The 19094-nt window shown below is 37.0% G+C and carries 11 protein-coding genes; 10 read left to right on the top strand and 1 reads right to left on the bottom strand.

Going from position 1 to position 19094, the window contains the following annotated elements:
• The first annotated feature begins 2 nt into the window (after nucleotides 1-2).
• From ispF to GWJ01_RS00435, 8 genes are all read left to right on the top strand, one after another.
• On the top strand, nucleotides 3-488 hold the full coding sequence (ispF, locus tag GWJ01_RS00470) for a 2-C-methyl-D-erythritol 2,4-cyclodiphosphate synthase (protein WP_109395448.1): 486 nt from the start codon (nucleotides 3-5) through the stop codon (nucleotides 486-488).
• A complete protein-coding gene (truD, locus tag GWJ01_RS00465) occupies nucleotides 485-1537 on the top strand; it encodes a tRNA pseudouridine(13) synthase TruD (RefSeq protein ID WP_109401392.1) in 1053 nt (350 codons plus the stop codon). Before ispF ends, truD begins: the two co-directional genes overlap by 4 nt.
• Nucleotides 1515-2279: a 5'/3'-nucleotidase SurE gene (surE, locus tag GWJ01_RS00460; RefSeq protein ID WP_109395450.1), complete on the top strand. Its 765-nt coding sequence runs from the start codon at nucleotides 1515-1517 to the stop codon at nucleotides 2277-2279. The genes truD and surE overlap by 23 nt, the downstream gene beginning before the upstream one ends.
• On the top strand, nucleotides 2273-2899 hold the full coding sequence (locus GWJ01_RS00455) for a protein-L-isoaspartate(D-aspartate) O-methyltransferase (RefSeq protein WP_075673789.1): 627 nt from the start codon (nucleotides 2273-2275) through the stop codon (nucleotides 2897-2899). The genes surE and GWJ01_RS00455 overlap by 7 nt, the downstream gene beginning before the upstream one ends.
• Nucleotides 2900-3052: 153 nt before the next feature.
• Nucleotides 3053-4171, top strand: a complete 1119-nt coding sequence (nlpD, locus tag GWJ01_RS00450) for a murein hydrolase activator NlpD (RefSeq protein ID WP_161710568.1) — start codon at nucleotides 3053-3055, stop codon at nucleotides 4169-4171.
• Between the two features lie 687 nt (nucleotides 4172-4858).
• Entirely contained in the window at nucleotides 4859-5842 is a 984-nt protein-coding gene (rpoS, locus tag GWJ01_RS00445) for an RNA polymerase sigma factor RpoS (protein ID WP_075673787.1), read from the top strand.
• Nucleotides 5843-6012: 170 nt separating this feature from the next.
• A complete protein-coding gene (locus GWJ01_RS00440; RefSeq protein ID WP_109401394.1) occupies nucleotides 6013-7272 on the top strand; it encodes a hypothetical protein in 1260 nt (419 codons plus the stop codon).
• Nucleotides 7269-8423, top strand: a complete 1155-nt coding sequence (locus GWJ01_RS00435) for a hypothetical protein (protein WP_161710567.1) — start codon at nucleotides 7269-7271, stop codon at nucleotides 8421-8423. Before GWJ01_RS00440 ends, GWJ01_RS00435 begins: the two co-directional genes overlap by 4 nt.
• Before the next feature lie 115 nt (nucleotides 8424-8538).
• Here the strand turns inward: GWJ01_RS00435 and mutS are convergent, their stop codons facing one another.
• On the bottom strand, nucleotides 8539-11103 hold the full coding sequence (gene mutS / locus GWJ01_RS00430; protein ID WP_109395454.1) for a DNA mismatch repair protein MutS: 2565 nt from the start codon (nucleotides 11101-11103) through the stop codon (nucleotides 8539-8541).
• 564 nt (nucleotides 11104-11667) lie between these two features.
• On the opposite strand from mutS, the gene GWJ01_RS00425 reads away from it, so the two are divergent.
• Together GWJ01_RS00425 and GWJ01_RS00420 are read left to right on the top strand one after the other, a co-directional pair.
• Complete coding sequence (locus GWJ01_RS00425; protein WP_109401397.1) at nucleotides 11668-12804, top strand: DUF3829 domain-containing protein; 1137 nt, start codon at nucleotides 11668-11670, stop codon at nucleotides 12802-12804.
• 331 nt (nucleotides 12805-13135) lie between these two features.
• The gene (locus tag GWJ01_RS00420; RefSeq protein WP_161710566.1) at nucleotides 13136-19081 is read left to right on the top strand and encodes an alpha-2-macroglobulin family protein; all 5946 of its coding nucleotides are present in this window, start codon (nucleotides 13136-13138) and stop codon (nucleotides 19079-19081) included.
• The last annotated feature ends 13 nt before the right edge of the window (nucleotides 19082-19094 follow it).

Raw genomic sequence — 19094 nt, 5'->3', positions numbered from 1 at the left:
AAATGAGAATTGGACACGGTTACGACGTACATAAATTTGGTGGTGAAGGCCCTATTATTATTGGCGGTGTCAGAGTTCCTTATGAACAAGGGCTATTAGCTCACTCTGATGGCGATGTAGTATTACATGCAGTTACAGATGCTATTTTAGGTGCGGTGGCAATGGGTGATATTGGCACATTGTTTCCTGATACCGATCCCGCATACAAAGGCGCAGATAGCCGTGTACTCCTTCGTGAAGCCTTCTCACGGGTAAGAGAAAAAGGTTACCGAATTGGCAATTTAGATGTCACGATCATTGCTCAAGCTCCCAAAATGCTACCTCATACACCACAAATGCGCGTCAATATTGCAGAAGATCTTCATTGCCACGTTGATGACATCAATGTGAAAGCGACCACAACAGAAAAGCTTGGATTTGTCGGTAGAAAAGAAGGCATTGCCTGTGAAGCCGTTGTTTTACTAATGAAAGAGTCATTACCTGAATGAGTGATTTACCCGAACTCCGTTGGTTACATGGAAAACCACAAGCAACAGGTTTGTTAAAGTCAATTCCTGAAGATTTTATTGTCTGTGAAGATCTTGGCTTCACCCTTGATGGTGAAGGTGAGCATGTCATGGTGAAAATCAGAAAAACAGGTTGTAATACGGCTTTTGTTGCTGAAAAATTAGCAAAATTTGTTGGGATCCATCCTCGTGATGCTAGTTACGCTGGTCTAAAAGACAGAAATGCAGTGACTGAACAATGGTTTTGTCTGCGTATGCCGGGTAAAGAGATGCCTGATTTCAGCCAACTCGCTTTAGAAGGTTGTGAAATTCTAGAAACGACTCGTCAGCAACGTAAATTACGTATAGGAACACTAAAAGGTAATCACTTTACATTGGTGCTACGAGATATTTCTGATCGCAATTTTGTTGATGCTCGTTTGGCGCAAATAAAAGCAAAAGGCATCCCTAACTATTTTGGTGCTCAACGATTTGGTCGTAATGGTGATAATTTACGACAAGCCATGCGTTGGGCAACAGACGAAATCCGCGTAAAAGAACGAGGAAAGCGTAGCTTTTATCTCTCCGCAGCCCGTAGTGCGATGTTTAATCATATTGTCAGCAAAAGATTGGAATGCGATTTATATTCAAAAGTGATACTCGGTGATGCAATGCAACTTCATGGGCGAGGTAGCTGGTTTGTTGTTGATGAAGCAGAGCTGACTCAAACACAAACTCGTTATGAAGAGCATGATGTTCATATTACTGCACCTTTACCGGGTAAAGGTGATTTAGGTACACAATCACAAGCATTAGATTTTGAAACTGAAAATCTGGCAGAATATGAAGCCTTCTGGTCGTTAGCTCGACAAGAACGCGTTGATAATACAAGACGTGCTATCAATGTATTGCCAGAAAATATGTCATGGAATTGGGTAGACGATACCACTGTTTCTTTGTCATTCTTTTTACCTGCAGGAAGCTTTGCAACTAGCGTTGTACGTGAATTAATTTTATTAGGGAATGATGATGCTGAAAATATTGGTGAGTAATGACGATGGTGTGATGGCGAAGGGGATACAGACCCTCGCTAAAGCATTACGTCAGCGTTATGATGTACAAATTGTTGCACCTGATCGCAATCGTAGTGCTGCATCTAACTCTTTAACAATCGACAAACCTCTACGTAAGCAAGAGCTTGAGAACGGGGATATTGCGATTGTTGAGGGTACACCAACAGATTGTGTTTATCTTGGTGTAAATCATTTAGTGCGCCCTCGTCCTGATATTGTGGTTTCTGGTATTAATCATGGCCCTAATTTGGGTGATGATGTTATTTATTCAGGTACGGTTGCTGCGGCAACAGAAGGGCGTTTTTTAGGTTTACCTGCCATTGCTGTTTCACTTGATGGTGAAACGCACTTTGAGACAGCAGCTCAAGTAACTTGTGAAGTCTTGGCAATGTTACAACAAGTACCTTTAAGAGCCGGAAATATTCTCAATATTAACGTACCTGATATTCCTATTGATGAAGTAAAAGGTTTCCGTATTACACGCTGTGGTAGTCGTCATGCATCACAACATGTTTATACGCATACCGATCCTAGAGGAAATAGTCTTTATTGGATTGGGCCTCCAGGTGAAAAAAATGATGTAGGTCCCGATACAGATTTTGCTGCTGTTGATGAAGGTTATGTTTCGATAACTCCATTGCATGTTGATTTAACAGCGTATAAAGCACTTGATTTACTACAAAACTGGTTAAATAAAGCAGAGGTCAAAAAAACATGTTAAGTCGGTCAATGAAAGACTTACTGACAATGTTAAAACAGCATGGCATCAAGGATGAAAGCCTGTTGGAAGCAATGAGTAAAGTACCTAGAGAGCTTTTTATTGATGAAGCGCTTTCTCATAAGGCTTACGAAAATACGGCTTTGCCTATTGGCAATGGGCAAACTATTTCACAGCCTTATATTGTTGCCAAAATGACAACATTACTGGAATTACAAAGTACAGATTCTGTATTAGAAATTGGTACAGGTTCGGGGTATCAAACGGCCGTATTAGCAAATTTAGTCCATCATGTTAGTTCTGTTGAGCGTATAAAAATATTGCAATGGCAAGCTAAACGACGTTTCAAACATCTTGATTTACATAACATCTCGACACGCCATGGTGATGGATGGGAAGGTTGGTCATCAAAAGCGCCGTTTAATGCCATAATAGTGACAGCATGTGCAACAGAAGTACCACAACAGTTATTGATGCAGTTAGCCGATGGTGGCAGGATGATAATACCTGTTGGTGAACAACAACAAATACTGAAGTTTATCCGACGTTTAGGTAATGATTTTCACTACCAATCTATAGAAACAGTTAGATTTGTTCCTTTAATTGCAGGCGAGTTAGCATAACTTCCAGATAAATCTGACCGTTTTTTATTACTGCTTTTTAATAGCTTGTCGTAATCTGCACTAATAAATGAAACATTTTCAAAAAATTGCAGTCTTTTTGTTTAACTCGACAAATTGCTAGATGCTAATGCCTTTTTAAAGGGAGAAGGAAGTATGAATTCAGAAAGCCCAATTAAGCATGTCCGCTGGGCAATCATGTGTTCGGTAATTGGATTTGCATTAACAGGCTGTGCAGATACACCTTATCGTCCTGCACCAATTACCTCTGTAAATGATAGCTCTTCAAATAATACGGTATCAACCGCACCTGTAATGACTAACAGTAATGCGACACCTATTGAAAGAACTACCCCCTTACAATCGTCACCTCCTCCTTCAATTAAGGTGAACTCCGCTTCGTCTAATGGAGGCATGGTTCAGTCTCAAAACCAATCTCGTCCTCAAACATCTGTTGCAGCGCAAAATGTAAGTACTGATGGCTCTGGACGCATTGTGTATAACCGTAACTACGACAGTATTCCGAAAGGAAACTACAACGGAAATACGTACACCGTAAAACGCGGTGATACCATGTTTTATATCGCTTGGATAACAGATAGCGATGTAAAAGAGCTGGCATCAATGAATAATATTTCAGAGCCTTACAGTTTAAATGTGGGGCAGGTGCTGAATATTGGTAACCGTCAAGTCAATACGGGAACCAATACAAATGTGAACACATCCGTTATCAATCAACCAAGTAGTGCAGGTGTTCAAACGGCTCAAACGAAACCGACAAATAACACATCAATGGGGCCATTGATCACTAAACCGGCAACAACACCGCCGAAAACAACGACTCCGCCACCAACAACCAACACGAATACCACAACGACAGCGAAATCAGCACCAACAACGGTTTCTGGTAAGTGGATTTGGCCTGCGCAAGGTAATATCATCGAAAGCTATTCAAGTGCGCCAGGTGGTAATAAAGGTATCGATATCGGTGGTACAAAAGGTTCACCAATTGTTGCAACCGCAGCGGGTAAAGTGGTTTATGCTGGTAGCGCATTACGTGGTTACGGTAACCTCGTTATCATTAAGCATAATGACGAATACCTCAGCGCATACGCACATAACGACACCATTTTAGTGCGCGAACAACAAAATGTGAATGCAGGCCAGCAAATTGCCACAATGGGTAGCTCAGGAACTAGTTCTGTCCGACTACACTTTGAGATCCGTTATAAAGAAAAATCACTCAACCCAATGAGTTATTTGCCTAAGAAATAGGTAAGTGATTTTTTACACGTATAGTGAATAATCCTAAAGTTAAGCCCTCTCCTTTACAAAAAGAAGAGGGCTTTTTCTTATCTGTAATTAATTAAAATATTGAAACAAAATAAATTTTGTCTAAGTATAAGTGCTTATTTAAAGGTTATTGAAAATGAGAGGTCAATATAAAATTATAGATAACGTTAAATTAGACGGTTGATTCTCAACCAATGAATGCGTATGCTAAAAATTGTTATATAAAAAATGAATAAAGATTCGTTGTTATGAAAAGATGAACTATAAAACAACCTATTGTTTAGGTAGGTATTTTCTTTATTAGATTATCTTTTTAATAATAGTACGTAATATAAATTATTGGATATTATTTTAGTATTATGGATTTTTATTTGTTTTTTTAGATGTAAATAGTCACAAATAGTACATCAAATAGAGTAATTTTACGCATAGATAGATATACGTAAAATATAATAAAAAAACTGTTAATAACCTGCACTCAATAGTTAAGTTATATATTGAATAAAGAAAGAATAAAATTAACAGTAAAATAGATTATGTTATCTTTTATTTTGTAATTCGTTACAAGGGAAAATCAGTAAACCCGTTGTGTCGTGACACAGCGATAAACTGGTAAATAGACTTTAATTAGGAGTCGTTTACCTAAATTATCAAGGGTAGGAGCAGCTGATGAGCCAAAGTACGCTAAGAGTAGACGAGTTATATACAGATGAAATTGAAGAGAACATGGAAGAGTTCGATGAAGTTGCTGCAAAAGAGGCAGAAAATGAGTCTGATGCTCAAGATGAAATTGAACTTATTGAAGGAGTCAACCAGCGTGCGCTCGATGCAACTCAGCTTTATTTAGGAGAAATTGGTTATTCTCCGTTGCTGACCGCTGAAGAGGAAGTTTTTTTTGCCCGTAGAGCGTTGCGAGGCGATATTCCTTCAAGACAACGAATGATAGAAAGTAACCTACGTTTAGTTGTTAAGATCTCTCGTCGTTATACAAACCGAGGTCTTGCCCTGCTTGATTTGATTGAAGAAGGGAACTTAGGACTTATTCGTGCTGTTGAAAAATTTGATCCTGAAAAAGGTTTCCGTTTTTCAACTTATGCGACATGGTGGATACGTCAAACTATTGAACGTGCCATTATGAACCAGACTCGTACTATCCGCCTTCCCATTCATATCGTTAAAGAGCTGAATGTTTATTTAAGAACAGCAAGAGAATTAGCACATAAACTCGATCATGAGCCTAGTGTTGAAGAAATTGCGCAAACACTTGATAAACCAGTTGAAGATGTGAGTAAGATGCTACGTTTAAACGAACGTATTACTTCTGTTGATACTCCAATTGGTGGTGATTCAGATAAAGCATTACTCGATATTATCTCTGACGAAAATGAAGAAGGGCCGGAAGTAACAATTCAAAATAATAACCTCAAGGAAAATATCATAAAGTGGTTATTTGAATTGAATCCTAAGCAACGTGAAGTATTAGCACGTCGTTTTGGGTTATTAGGCTATGAAGCAGAAACTTTAGAAGATGTTGGTAGAGAAATTGGTCTAACAAGAGAAAGAGTTCGTCAAATTCAAGTTGAAGGACTGCGTCGCTTAAAAGACATTCTACAAAGTCAGGGATTATGTATTGAAGCACTTTTCAAAGCATAGTTAGCCATCCTTGTTCTGTTTATAGCTTTAATTGACAAATTGTTATTACCAAAGCCGATTAGTGGATTTACTAATCGGCTTTTCTTTATCTTGTATTATGCGACTTAAAACGATAAAACAAGACCGCAGTCTTGCACCTTATTAGCCTGATGAAAGTAATAAAGGAAGATATGAAAGATTATTTTTTAAACGTTAAATTAGAACGTTGCGATTTTAACCAAAGTAAAATCTCCCCGAATGGAATGGTGAGATTAATAGCATCAGGTAAAAACTTCTATCTTAATGAAGAGGATTTTTCTAATTCTCAAGATTTTCTTAAACGATTAAAACAAGGTGATGAACTTAAAATCTGTGCTGAATTATTGAAGGATGGCAGTTTTTGGGTGCAATGGATTTATCATGATACTAAAGGAAGGCTTGAGCCTGAAAGAAAATTCACGCTAACAGCAAAACAACAAAAATGGTTATTGCTTGCATTTATTCTGACGCTTGTTGGCGGTTATTGGAGCTATTTTTCGATCCTCTATCTTGAAGTGAATTTCTTTATCGTTGTTTCTATGGTTATTGCATGTGGCGCAGTGATGGCGGGGATCAGTTATATCGGAGAAAAAGCTTATCGCTATTTTCAGCGCACCAGACCCAAACATAGAAAGAGAATAAAGGCGTTAGATAAAGTTATAGCCAAGCAAACCTTGATAGCGCCAGATGGCGAGCGCCTCATTATTACTGGAATAAAATCAGCACCATTACCTTCATTGACTGTGATTAAAAAATCGTTTCCTCAAATAAAGCAAAGTAAAGTACAACGAGTTCGAGGAATAATACAAATTCATAGTAGTAATAGAATTAAAATGCATCACCGCAATGGTGAGACGGTGATAATGCAAGTATCCTGCCTGATTGATAATCATCCTTTCGTATTAAGTTATAGAGAGCGCTTATTTTATTCTGATCATAATCTGTTTCTTGCTGATGATGATGATGTTGAACTGTTCTTTTGGCAAGCTGAAGATAAGAACTCAGGACCTGTTATTTTGGGGGTTTATAATCATACAGATAATGGTGCTTATACAATATCAGGACAAATATATATTGGTCACCAGCGTACATATCGTTTATCACTGTTAATAGTCGCATTAGTCAGTGTTTTTATTTTCTCAATGGTCGCAAGTTTCTCTATTTCTGATGTTTATGATAATGGCAATTATTGGGATAAATGGGATTGGTATTCTATTGGTGATAGCTTTTTAGGTATGGGAATTATCTATGGCTTAATCATGAGTGGCATTGCTTTTTTAACTGCCTTATTTTCAAATCTTTATATTTTGTTATCAGAAAAAGGTAATAGCAGTTATCAAACCTATTTTTTACTTCAGCAGCAATGTGTTGAAAGCAAACAACCCCTGTATATTACGGAGTTGCGTCAATGAATCCTTTTTTCCGTAAGCCTTTTATCATTATCACAAGTTTATTTATTTTAAGCTTACTGCTTTTTTATGGCGTGCTTTTTCATGGATTCGCCTCTAAATGGCAATGGAAAAATGAAAGCTCTTCTGAATTATCTTCATACCCTTATTCTCACTATGATTGGCGTAATACTTTTTATGCTTCTAGCGGAATATTAATTAAAACTGAATCTGATCGTGGCCGATATGATGTAGATATTTATGGCAGACTTCACCGCCAAGATAACCAGAGAAAATATACGCTGTATTTTTCTGATAAAGAAGGCTTGCGCTTTGTATCACAAGGTCAAGGTAGCTTTTATAACGCATATTGCGTTGCCGATAAATGTGTTTTATTTACAGAGCAGGGACGGCAAACTATAGATTTAACAGAGTTTATAGTAGCAGATTTAATTCCTTGGCAAGAGGCTAACAATAGTTATTATCGTTTCCCTTTAGCGCTTATTGGTGGAAAATTACTCTTTTCACAAACAACATCGCAATTAGTATTAGTTGATAATAAGACGATATTAACAAGTTTAGATGAAGGTGAAAGCTGGGAATATTCAGTTAATACAGAAGATCTGGTGAAGCAATATTACGCTGAAGATTTCGGTGAGTTTACACAATTTCATTACGCTTTATCAGATGATTCCCTCATTATTTTTTATAACCACCATTACACAACAAATACGTTAGAAATCACGCTAAATTTAGTGAATAAAGAAGTGACAAAAACACGCTGGCTTCCTTTGCGTGTTAAAGAAGTTGCCCAAAATGCTAATGGTGATATTTATCTTATTACTCAACATGCTTATCGAGATCTCTATTCTGTTGTTCGACGTCAATCTGATGGCAATTTAAAGACTTTTTATGAAAGTGGTTATAAATATATAAATGGTTTAATGGTAAGTAATGACAGTTTAATTATAAATAAAGGTTATAATGATGATAAGGTTACACTAGTTTTTTTATTAAAAACAAATGGCTATACAATTTATGAGAAAATTACTGACGATATGATGTTTAATCCTGCTTTATCATCATTTGTTCGCTTATTTGACAACTATGGTGATGAAGACACTTTATTGTTATTGGGTGAGCGACTGAAATATAGCCATGCTTCAATTAATTAATGTTGTATTTATCTTTGATTATCTTCATTTGAAAAATTATAAAATAAGCCATAAAAAAGGCTCTGAAAAATCAAACAGAGCCTTTTTGCTATCAATATTTAGTATTTGTTATGACTTATTTTGCCATCTCTTTTAAACGATAGAGTTGTTCTAATGCTTGTCGAGGTGTTAATGCATCAGGATCGATTTTATCTAACGCTAATTCAATGGCAGAAGGCTCTGCTTCTGTTAATAACATCAGCTGTGACGTTTCAACATGACCAGAGCCAGTATGACCTGATAGCATTTCAAGCTCTTTTAGCTTCTGCTTAGCGCGACGGATCACCTCTTTTGGCACGCCCGCTAATGACGCTACCGCTAAACCATAACTTTTACTTGCAGCGCCTTCTTGGACGCTGTGCATAAAGGCAATAGTATCGCCATGTTCAACGGCATCTAAATGAATGTTTGCAGTGCCTTCAAGTTTTTCAGGCAGGGTAGTTAATTCAAAATAGTGGGTTGCAAAGAGAGTCATCGCTTTAATGCGATTTGCTAAGTTTTCAGCACAAGCCCAAGCAAGAGATAACCCATCATAAGTGGATGTACCCCGACCAATTTCATCCATTAAGACTAAGCTATTTTCAGTTGCATTGTGCAAAATATTAGCGGTTTCTGTCATTTCAACCATAAAAGTAGAACGTCCAGAAGCAAGATCATCAGAAGCACCGACACGCGTAAAGATGCGATCGACAGGGCCAATTAAGGCTTTTTCAGCAGGTACAAAGCTACCAATATAAGCAAGTAAAGTAATTAATGCAGCTTGGCGCATATAAGTACTTTTACCACCCATATTAGGGCCTGTAATGATCAATAAGCGACGTTGAGGTGCTAATTGTAATGGATTTGAAATAAATGGTTCGCTAAGGACTTGTTCAACAACTGGGTGGCGTCCCCCAGTGATTTGAATACCTGTTTTTTCACTTAATTCAGGGCGAGTATAATTTAATGACTCAGCACGCTCTGCAAGGTTAGAAAGAACATCTGTTTCAGCTAAAGCTTCTGCACTAATTTGTAATGCTGTAAGGTGAGGTAGTAGCTTTTCAAAAATCTCTTCATAAAGCATTTTTTCGATAGCTAATGCTTTACCTTTAGAAGTTAATACCTTGTCTTCATACTCTTTTAATTCAGGAATAATATAACGTTCAGCATTTTTCAATGTTTGACGACGAACATAGTGCATAGGTACTAAGTTACTTTGCCCGCGACTGACTTGGATGTAATAGCCATGTACACCATTAAAGCCAACTTTTAGAGTATCAATACCCCATTTTTCACGTTCACGGATTTCAAGTTTATCAAGGTAATCACTTGCACCATCGGCTAATGCACGCCATTCATCTAATTCGGCATTATAACCAGAGGCAATAACACCACCGTCACGTACTAATACAGGCGGTGTTTCAACAATGGCATGTTCAAGTAATTCACATAATTCATCGAACTGGCTAATACGCTTTTGTAATTCTTTAATGTAAGGCATATCAGCTTGTTCAAGCACTTGATGAATATCGTGATATTGCTGGAAAGCATGGCGCATACGAGAAAGATCACGAGGACGTGCGGAACGTAGTGCTAAACGCGCTAAGACTCGCTCTAGATCACCAATTTGTCGTAAAAAAGGCTGCAGTTCAAAATAGAGAGGCTGTAATGCACTAATAGCATCTTGGCGTTTGATAAGTTGTTCACGTTGGCGCAAAGGCGAGTGTATCCAACGTTTCAGCATGCGGCTTCCCATCGGGGTAACACAAAGGTCAAGTACGGATGCGAGTGTGTTATCGGTACCACCTGCAAGATTCTGTGTTAATTCAAGATTTCGACGAGTCGCCGCATCTAAAATAATTGAATCTTGAGGACGCTCCATAGTGATGTTACGAATATGGGGCAATGCAGTGCGTTGTGTATCTTTTACATATTGTAATAAGCACCCAGCAGCACAGAGCGCCAAATGTGCATTTTCAACACCAAAGCCTGTTAAATCACGAGTACCAAATTGCAGGTTCAGTTGTTGTTTTGCTGTTTCTGGTTCAAATTCCCAAATAGGGCGACGGCGCAAGCCTTGCTGGCGCTCAATCAGTGCCATCGACTCAAAAGTTTCTGGATAGAGTAATTCCGCGGGATGAGTACGTTGCAATTCGGCAGTCATGCTTTCACTATCTGGCATTTCAGTAACACGAAAACGCCCTGATGTGATATCTAACGTTGCATAACCAAATGCGCCATTTTTATCTTGCCAAATAGCCGCTAAAAGGTTGTCTTGGCGCTCTTCAAGTAAGGCTTCATCAGTGACAGTACCTGGCGTTACAATACGAATAACTTTGCGTTCAACAGGGCCTTTACTGGTTGCAGGATCGCCAATTTGTTCACAAATAGCGACAGATTCTCCTAGTTGAACTAATTTAGCGAGATAGTTTTCAACAGCATGATGTGGAACACCTGCCATAGGAATAGGTTGACCTGCGGACTGACCTCGTTTTGTTAATGAAATATCTAATAAGCGAGAGGCTTTTTTGGCATCATCAAAAAACAGTTCATAAAAGTCACCCATACGATAGAACAGTAAGATTTCAGGATGCTCTGCTTTAATCTTAAGATACTGCTGCATCATTGGTGTGTGGGAGTCTAAGTGTTGAATGTCAGTCATGTTGTTGTCTGTCTTAACGTATTGAATTTTGAGTTATTTGTGAAAATCTGTTGTTACACCGCATATCGTTCTATTTCACAAGCATTGCGTGATCATATCACAAGGTTTCAGTTCATTGTTTTAATGATCCAAATATCTTTTTAGACCAAAAACCAAATAATTTTACACACTATAATATCGTTGATTCACCATTAATGACAATCTGCACTTTTCTGAAAACTCTTTATTTTTAATTTATTATATATTGATTTAAATGATGTTTTATTGCATTGATAAATAAAGTGATAGTACCTGCTTTATTGATTTTATATTAAAGCTTATTGCTCAGGCGTTAAAAGAAGGAATTGAAAATAGCTAATATAGGATATTTATAAATTCTTTAAAAAATACTTATAAATATATAACATTATATTTAAGTAAATATACGTTATCAATCAAAGCTCGATACTCTTAGCAAGAGTATTATTGAGATGCTTCAAATTAATTTAAGAAATAATAGCCATTAATTATTAAACTCATTATAGTTTATAGCGGGTTGATTACTTAATAATATAATGAGGGATTATGAAAAAGAACATATTGGCATCGATAATAAGTCTTTTATTAATATCAGCAGTAGGTTGTGATAATTCAAATGAAAATTCGAATACAGGAATACCTTCGCAAGATAAAAATAAGACAGAGCAAACAACACAATCTAAACCTGATTCAAAAAACACTCAATCTGATGAAGTTCAATTTAGCCAGAAAATTGAAAAAGGCAACTTGTGGTTAGCAACGTTTAACGAAGATTTTGGCACCATAATTCAGAAAAAAACTGGCAGAATTTCGGGAACAATTAACGTCAGTCTTTTAGATAACACAAAAACAGTTTTAACAAGCTTAAGTTCTGATAATGGCAAAACCCTTGATCTAACACCTTTCAAAATACTCGAAAATGAAGCAGAGACTGATCAAATAAAAAGAATGAAAGCGAACAGTGCGCTAATGCCTGTTAGAAGTGCTTTCTCTATGTATTTGAGCGAATCAGGTGCCGAACGCGCTCAAGAGTCTTTTGAATTTATGAAAACATTTTCTCCTACACTCCCAGAGCTAGATACTGTGGGGAATACTTATGGTGAAAGTTATGTTGATCTATATAAGAAACTGCTGAAGTTGGGCGATTATCTTGTTGTAAAGGAAACTTACCGTTTAGATGGCTTCGCACAAGCAAGTACTTTGTATGAAGATGTGAAAAATGCTTATGCCAAACTAATCGATGAGAAAGAAAAAGCCGCTGAGGCATATGAAAACTATTACCAAGCAATGCATATTGAAGAGCTTGAATTAGTGAAAAAAGAAGGCTTAGTTGTTCGTTATCAAATTATGCAATCATTGGATACAGTAACTAATACTCTTGATTCAATGAACCTAGATAAAATTGATGTGGCTGCACTCTCTGCTGCAATTACAAAAATTGAGGAACAATCAATTGAGTTAGGAAAAGTATTTGGTGATGAAGCATTGCTAAATAAAGAAAATATGAAAAGTACTGATTATTCAGTTAAAAAATATCTAGAATTATACCAACAACTTGTTATTGAGTTAAAAGTGTTAGAGAAAAAACTCAATGAGAATAAAGATATATCAGGTAGCATAAATACGATTTCAAATGAATATAAATATTTAATAGAGAATTATAATTCTCTAATAGCGAAGTAATATTTACGCTATAAAAATGTAAATCGCACTTTAATAGTGCGATTTCTTTTGCAAAACTCACTTTTTTACTGTGTTTTATTAAACATTAAATGATTGTTAGAAAAAGATGATACAAACTAATGCTCAGAAGAGTCTTGAAATAAAGTGGAATACTAGGAAAAAATATTAAGAATGTAGTCTGTCTTTATATAATAAAATTTAAAATTAATGATAAGTATTCATTCTTATTCTATATTCTTACTTTATTATAGTTACGCTATTTATTTTGCTCTTTGGCTTAATTTTACTGATAAGAAATACGTTTTTATCGGTGCAAAATAGGACTATCTATATGGACGTATTGCGTTTTTTACTTTCCTTCCCTTTTAAACTAATCCGTTTATTTGGATGGATCATTGTTTTTTGTATTCGTCTTTTAGAGAAGATACTCAGCCCATTTATAGGGAAAATACAATGGAGTACGCCTGTTTGGATTGACTTTTTTGCCCGCCATTTACGGAAGATCGAAAATGGTATAGTAGGTCACCCTAAAACCGCATTAGGTTCTATTATTTTTCTTATTGTTGCGTCGTTTGGCGGCTATTACGGTTATCACAGCTATCTCAATCGACCCGTTCCTATTGATGTCGCGCCTATCGTTGTACAAAATGTTAATGTGAAGCTTACAGGCCCCACACAAATCAATTATGCAAATGATAATCCTCAACCACAGAAAATCATTTTATCTTTTTCTCGATCCGCAGCACCTATTGCGCTTATTGATAAAGAGGTAACTGAAGGTGTGACATTAACACCTGCGATTGAGGGAAATTGGCAGTGGCAAAATGGCTCGACCCTTATTTTTACAGCCAAAAAGCCTTTTGCTATGGGTAGTGAATATAAAATTCAGCTCGATGAAACTAAATTATTATCGCCACAATTTTCATTAAAATCAAATAGATATGAATTTAAAACAACCTCTTTTGATTACAGGTTAGGAAATAGTGAATTTTATCAAGATCCTCAAAATCCATCACAAAAACACGCCATTATAAAGATCTCTTTTAACGCTCCTGTCGATATTCAGAGTTTTGAAAAACGCCTTTCAATGAAATATGGCGATAATGAAAAGCTGAAATATGTCATCAATTACGATAATAAAAAATTAACGGCTTGGGTTCACTCAGAGCAATTAACGCTAAAAGACATTAGTAGCAAGGTTTTTCTTAAAATTAAACCGGGCATAGCCACAACAGTAACCGCCAATACAACATCCAAAGAAAAAACATATCATGTTGAGATCCCAAGTCTATACAGTCTTAATGTTTCAAATGTAGAGAGTGAATTAGTTGAGTCTGAAAATGGAAAAGATGCACGAGTACTCATCATTTCATTAAGTGATGAGTTAAATGAAAAAGAGATAAAAAATGAGATTTCCGCGTGGTTATTGCCTCAACACAATTTAGAGTTAGAAAATACTGACATTCGCCAAGATGAAGACGATTATTATGATTGGAACTTGAATGATGTGAGTAAAACTATTCTTGCTCAGTCAGAGAAGCTAATGCTTGAGATGAATGATAATGAGCAAGAAAAGCAAGCCACTTTTGCTTTTAAATACAATGCACCAGCTTATCGCTATATATTGGTTAAAATCCCAAGCGGGATAACATCTGTGGGTGGATACCAACTAAAAGAAGATCGTTACCAAATCGTCAGTGTGCCAGATTATCCACAAATGCTGAATTTTGTTTCTGAAGGTGCTTTGCTTTCTATGACGGGTGACAAACAGATCACTGTTTCTGCTCGTAATTTACCGGGGTTACAACTTGATATAAAACGAGTGATCCCAAGCCAGTTACAACACATCGTTTCCTTTAAAGATAAATACTTTACTTCAACACGATTTGGTCGCCTTAATGATGAATATTTCACAGAACACTTTACTTATCAAACAGCACTAAATAATGAAGATAAAGGTGAAGTTCAATATAAAGGTATTGATTTAAGTCGCTATTTATCAGCTGATCCTAATGCTAGACGCGGGATATTCTTATTAAAACTCTCTTCATGGGATCCTAATAAAGCATCCAAAACAGACGAAGATGACGATGAATACTATGAAGATGATGACGACGAAGAGCTTTCTGATGCGCGCTTTGTTGTTGTGACAGATTTAGGGATCATTGCTAAATCATCGATTGATGGTTCTCGAGATGTCTTTGTGCAATCTATCTATAATGGTGCTCCTGTTAGCGATGCGAAAGTCTCAGTTATTGCTAAAAACGGAACAACGTTACTGAGTAAAATGACCAGCTCTGATGGCCATGTCGCTTTTCCTAATCTTAAAGATTTTAGAAATGAACAGACAGCCGTTCTCTTTTTAGTTGAAAAAGATGGCGATATTTCATTTTTACCAACAGATGCTTATTACGATAGACAACTTAACCTATCTCGCTTCGATATCTTCGGTGATGATACGCCAAGAGATCCGCGTACTCTTGATAGCTTCTTATTTTCTGATAGAGGTGTTTATCGACCGGGTGAAACCTTCAATATCGGTCTTATTACACGTACCTTTGACTGGAAGACAGCCCTTGAAGGCGTACCTTTACGCGTTGAAATTCGAGATCCTCGTAATACATTGATGTTAAATCAATCTATGGTATTAAACGAGTTTGGTTTCAATGAATTAAACTATACTACATCAGAAAACTCGCCTACTGGAGATTGGAATATCTATCTCTATTTAGTCGGTAAAAATAATAAAGATGCCAGCTTACTAGGTAGTACAACTATTGTGGTTAAAGAATTTGAGCCTGATTTACTTAAAGTTGCGCTTAATCTAACGCCAGATAGACAACAAGGATGGGTAAAACCTTCTGAATTAAAAGCTTCAATCGATGTACAAAATTTATTTGGCACTCCTGCACAAGATAGACGAGTTGTTTCCAAATTAACCTTAAGGCCAATTTATCCTAATTTTTCACGTTATTCCGATTATCGTTTTTATGAAAACCGTCGTAATCACGATAGTTTTGAAACCGATTTAGAAGAAACAACAACGAATGAAAAAGGGCTAGCGGATATTGATTTAGGGCTAACATCTTATGATGATGCTACTTATCAACTACAACTTATCTCTGAAGCATTTGATGCTGGGAGTGGTCGTTCTGTAACGGCTGCTGCGCGTGTTATGGTATCTCCTCATGATTATCTGATTGGTGTGAAAGCAGATGGAACGCTTGACTATATTAATCAAAATGCACAGCGCAATCTCAATTTCATTGCAATTGATCCGACATTAAAACAAATTGCTCAAGAAACATTAACGTTAGAACGCTATGAGCAAAAATATCTCTCTGTTTTGACGCGACAAAATTCTGGTGTTTATAAATATCAATCTAAACTCAAAGAAGTGTTTATTGATGATGTTCCACTTTCTATTGATGAAAAAGGAAGTTCTTTTGCATTAGAAACACAGACTCCGGGTAACTTTGTATTATTAGTTAAAAACAAAGAAGGTAGTGTACTTAATCGCATTAACTATACTATTGCGGGTAATGCGAATGTGACCCGCTCACTTGATCGCGAAGCAGAGCTACAGCTCACTTTAAACAAAGACACATACAAAGCGGGTGAAGAGATCGAAATTGCCATCAATGCTCCTTATGTTGGTAGCGGTATTATCACGATAGAGAAAGATAAAGTTTATTATTGGCAATGGTTTACATCTTCAACAACAAATTCGGTACAAAAAATCCGTGTACCTGCGCAATTGCAAGGTAATGGCTACATCAATGTTCAATTTGTTAGAGATATAAACTCTGATGAAATATTTATGAGCCCACTTAGCTATGGCGTTGTCCCGTTTAAAGTCAGTCGTGAAAATTTCCAAGCTCAAATCGAATTAGAGTCACCAGATATTATTAAACCGGGCGATACCTTACCGATTACAGTAAAAACAGATACTCCACAACAAGTTGCTGTTTTTGCTGTTGATGAAGGTATCTTACAAGTTGCTCGATATAAATTAAAAGATCCATTGGATTACTTCTTCCGTAAGCGTGCATTAGAAGTTGAAAGCACGCAAATACTGGATCTCATTTTACCTGAATTTAGAAAAATGATATCACTGGCTTCAGCACCGGGAGGGGATGCGGGTGAAGGTGTCGATCTCTATCTGAATCCATTTAAACGCAAGAAAGAAGCGCCTGTCGCTTATTGGTCTGGTATTACAGAAGTAGATGGAGAAGCCGTCTTTAATTACAAAGTGCCAGAGTATTTTAATGGCAAAATAAGAGTTATGGCTATATCTGTTACACCAAATCGTATAGGAAATACGCAACGCTATACGACTGTGCGTGATGATTTTGTATTAAGCCCACATATTCCTACTACAGTGGCGCCTAATGATGAATTTGATGTCACTTTAGGTATCGCAAATAATCTGACCAGCCTTAATGGTGTTACAACTAAACTTGATGTGGCGATAACAGCAGCACCTCAATTAGAGGTTATCGGACAGAACAATTATCAATTGGAATTAGGTGAGAAAAAAGAAACAGTAGTTTCCTTTAGACTAAAAGCGAAATCGCAATTGGGTAATGGCGCTATTACTTTCTCAGTGAACAACGAAGGCAAAGTGACTCAAAGAACGGTGAATCTCTCTATTCGCCCAGCTTCAGCTTATCGCACTCAATCAAGCTTAGGTCGTATGGATGGTAAAGAACAGAGTGTCACATATATTCGCCAAATGTATGATGAGTATGCAAAAAGGGATGCGCGTGTTTCTTATTCGCCTTTAGTGCTAAGCAGTGCATTGGCACAATATCTGGCTAATTATCCTTATAATTGTTCAGAGCAAATAACCAGTCAGGCAATACCGTTGTTATTCCATCAACGTAATCCTGAAATGAAGGCGATGTATTCACAAGATAAAATTCGCACTCAACTTGAACAGACAATGGCAACATTACTGACTCGCCAAAATGCTCAAGGTGCTATCGGAACATGGCGTTCAACACCATCAACTGATCCATTTGTGACTTTATATGTCGTTCAATTTTTACTTGAGGCACAAGAGTCGAATTATCCTGTATCAGATACGCTATTACGTTCATCCAATGAATATTTAACTAAACTTGCCATTAATGCAGGGCTAAATAATCAAGATGAACTTAGAATGCGTGCTTTTGCCGTCTATTTATTAACACGTCAAGGTAAAGTGACGACGGGTGAAATTGCGGCTATTCAAACGCGAATGCAAAAGAATTATCCAAAAACATGGCAAAGTGATTTAGGCGCTTTATATCTAGCGGCATCTTACAAAATGCTGAAAATGGATAAACAAGCGGATGAATTACTCAAACCCACATGGCAAGAGCTGAGCAAAGCTTATAGCAAAGCGTGGTGGTCACATAATTATTTAGATCCTCTGATCCAAGACAGTACAAGACTGTATTTGATTGTGAAGCACTTCCCAGAAAAAGCGGGAGATATACCGCCACAACTACTGGAAAATATGGTTATGAGCTTTAAAGAAGAGCGCTATACCACACAATCATCAGCAATGAGTATCTTGGCGTTAGAGCATTACACTAAACAGATCCAAAATATGACAACACCGACACAGCCATTAACGGTGAGTGTAAAAAGTGGTGAAAACCCACCAGTTGTTATTTCATCTATGACAAATGCCACTGCGATAGGTCAGTTTAAAGCAGGTACTAAAGAGATCTTATTTAATAATCCAACTAATAATGCTGCTTGGTATGTTGTGACACAATCTGGTTTTGATAGTGAACAACCTAAAGAAGCACTTTCACGAGGATTGGAAATTTCTCGTGATTATGTGAATGAAAAAGGTGAGGTTGTTAATAGTGCAACCTTGGGTGAAAAACTTTATGTGCACATAAAAATCAGAGCGAATGCAAAACAAGGTGTGAATAATGTAGTGCTGGTGGACTTATTACCTGGTGGTTTTGAAGTTATACAACAATCAATGGAGAATGTGGACAATCCTGAAGTCGAATGGTTATCGCCAACCGGTAGTAAAGGTACACGCTGGTCACCAGAATACAGCGATATTCGAGAAGATCGAGTCATTATTTATGGTACTGCAACTCAACAAGTACAAGAGTTCGTCTACCAAATTAAAGCCACTAATTCGGGAATATTCTCTATACCGCCAGCATTTGCAGAAGCTATGTATGACAGGGAAATTCAGGCATTAGCGATTGGTAAAGGCGCTATGACTGTTAACAAACCGATGCAAAATAATGGCAATGTAAAATGAAATTAGTTTGTAT

The sequence above is a fragment of the Proteus sp. G2618 genome (assembly GCF_009915995.1).
In the GTDB taxonomy this organism is placed as follows: domain Bacteria; phylum Pseudomonadota; class Gammaproteobacteria; order Enterobacterales; family Enterobacteriaceae; genus Proteus; species Proteus terrae.
This window is presented reverse-complemented; position numbering and strand designations above follow the sequence as displayed.

Coding starts and splice junctions, on each gene's coding strand:
- truD (WP_109401392.1), top strand. CDS start 485: ATGAGTGATTTACCCGAACTCCGTTGGTTACATGGAAAACCACAAGCA.
- mutS (WP_109395454.1), bottom strand. CDS start 11,103: ATGACTGACATTCAACACTTAGACTCCCACACACCAATGATGCAGCAG.
- nlpD (WP_161710568.1), top strand. CDS start 3,053: ATGAATTCAGAAAGCCCAATTAAGCATGTCCGCTGGGCAATCATGTGT.
- GWJ01_RS00455 (WP_075673789.1), top strand. CDS start 2,273: ATGTTAAGTCGGTCAATGAAAGACTTACTGACAATGTTAAAACAGCAT.
- GWJ01_RS00425 (WP_109401397.1), top strand. CDS start 11,668: ATGAAAAAGAACATATTGGCATCGATAATAAGTCTTTTATTAATATCA.
- ispF (WP_109395448.1), top strand. CDS start 3: ATGAGAATTGGACACGGTTACGACGTACATAAATTTGGTGGTGAAGGC.
- rpoS (WP_075673787.1), top strand. CDS start 4,859: ATGAGCCAAAGTACGCTAAGAGTAGACGAGTTATATACAGATGAAATT.
- GWJ01_RS00435 (WP_161710567.1), top strand. CDS start 7,269: ATGAATCCTTTTTTCCGTAAGCCTTTTATCATTATCACAAGTTTATTT.
- GWJ01_RS00440 (WP_109401394.1), top strand. CDS start 6,013: ATGAAAGATTATTTTTTAAACGTTAAATTAGAACGTTGCGATTTTAAC.
- GWJ01_RS00420 (WP_161710566.1), top strand. CDS start 13,136: ATGGACGTATTGCGTTTTTTACTTTCCTTCCCTTTTAAACTAATCCGT.
- surE (WP_109395450.1), top strand. CDS start 1,515: ATGCTGAAAATATTGGTGAGTAATGACGATGGTGTGATGGCGAAGGGG.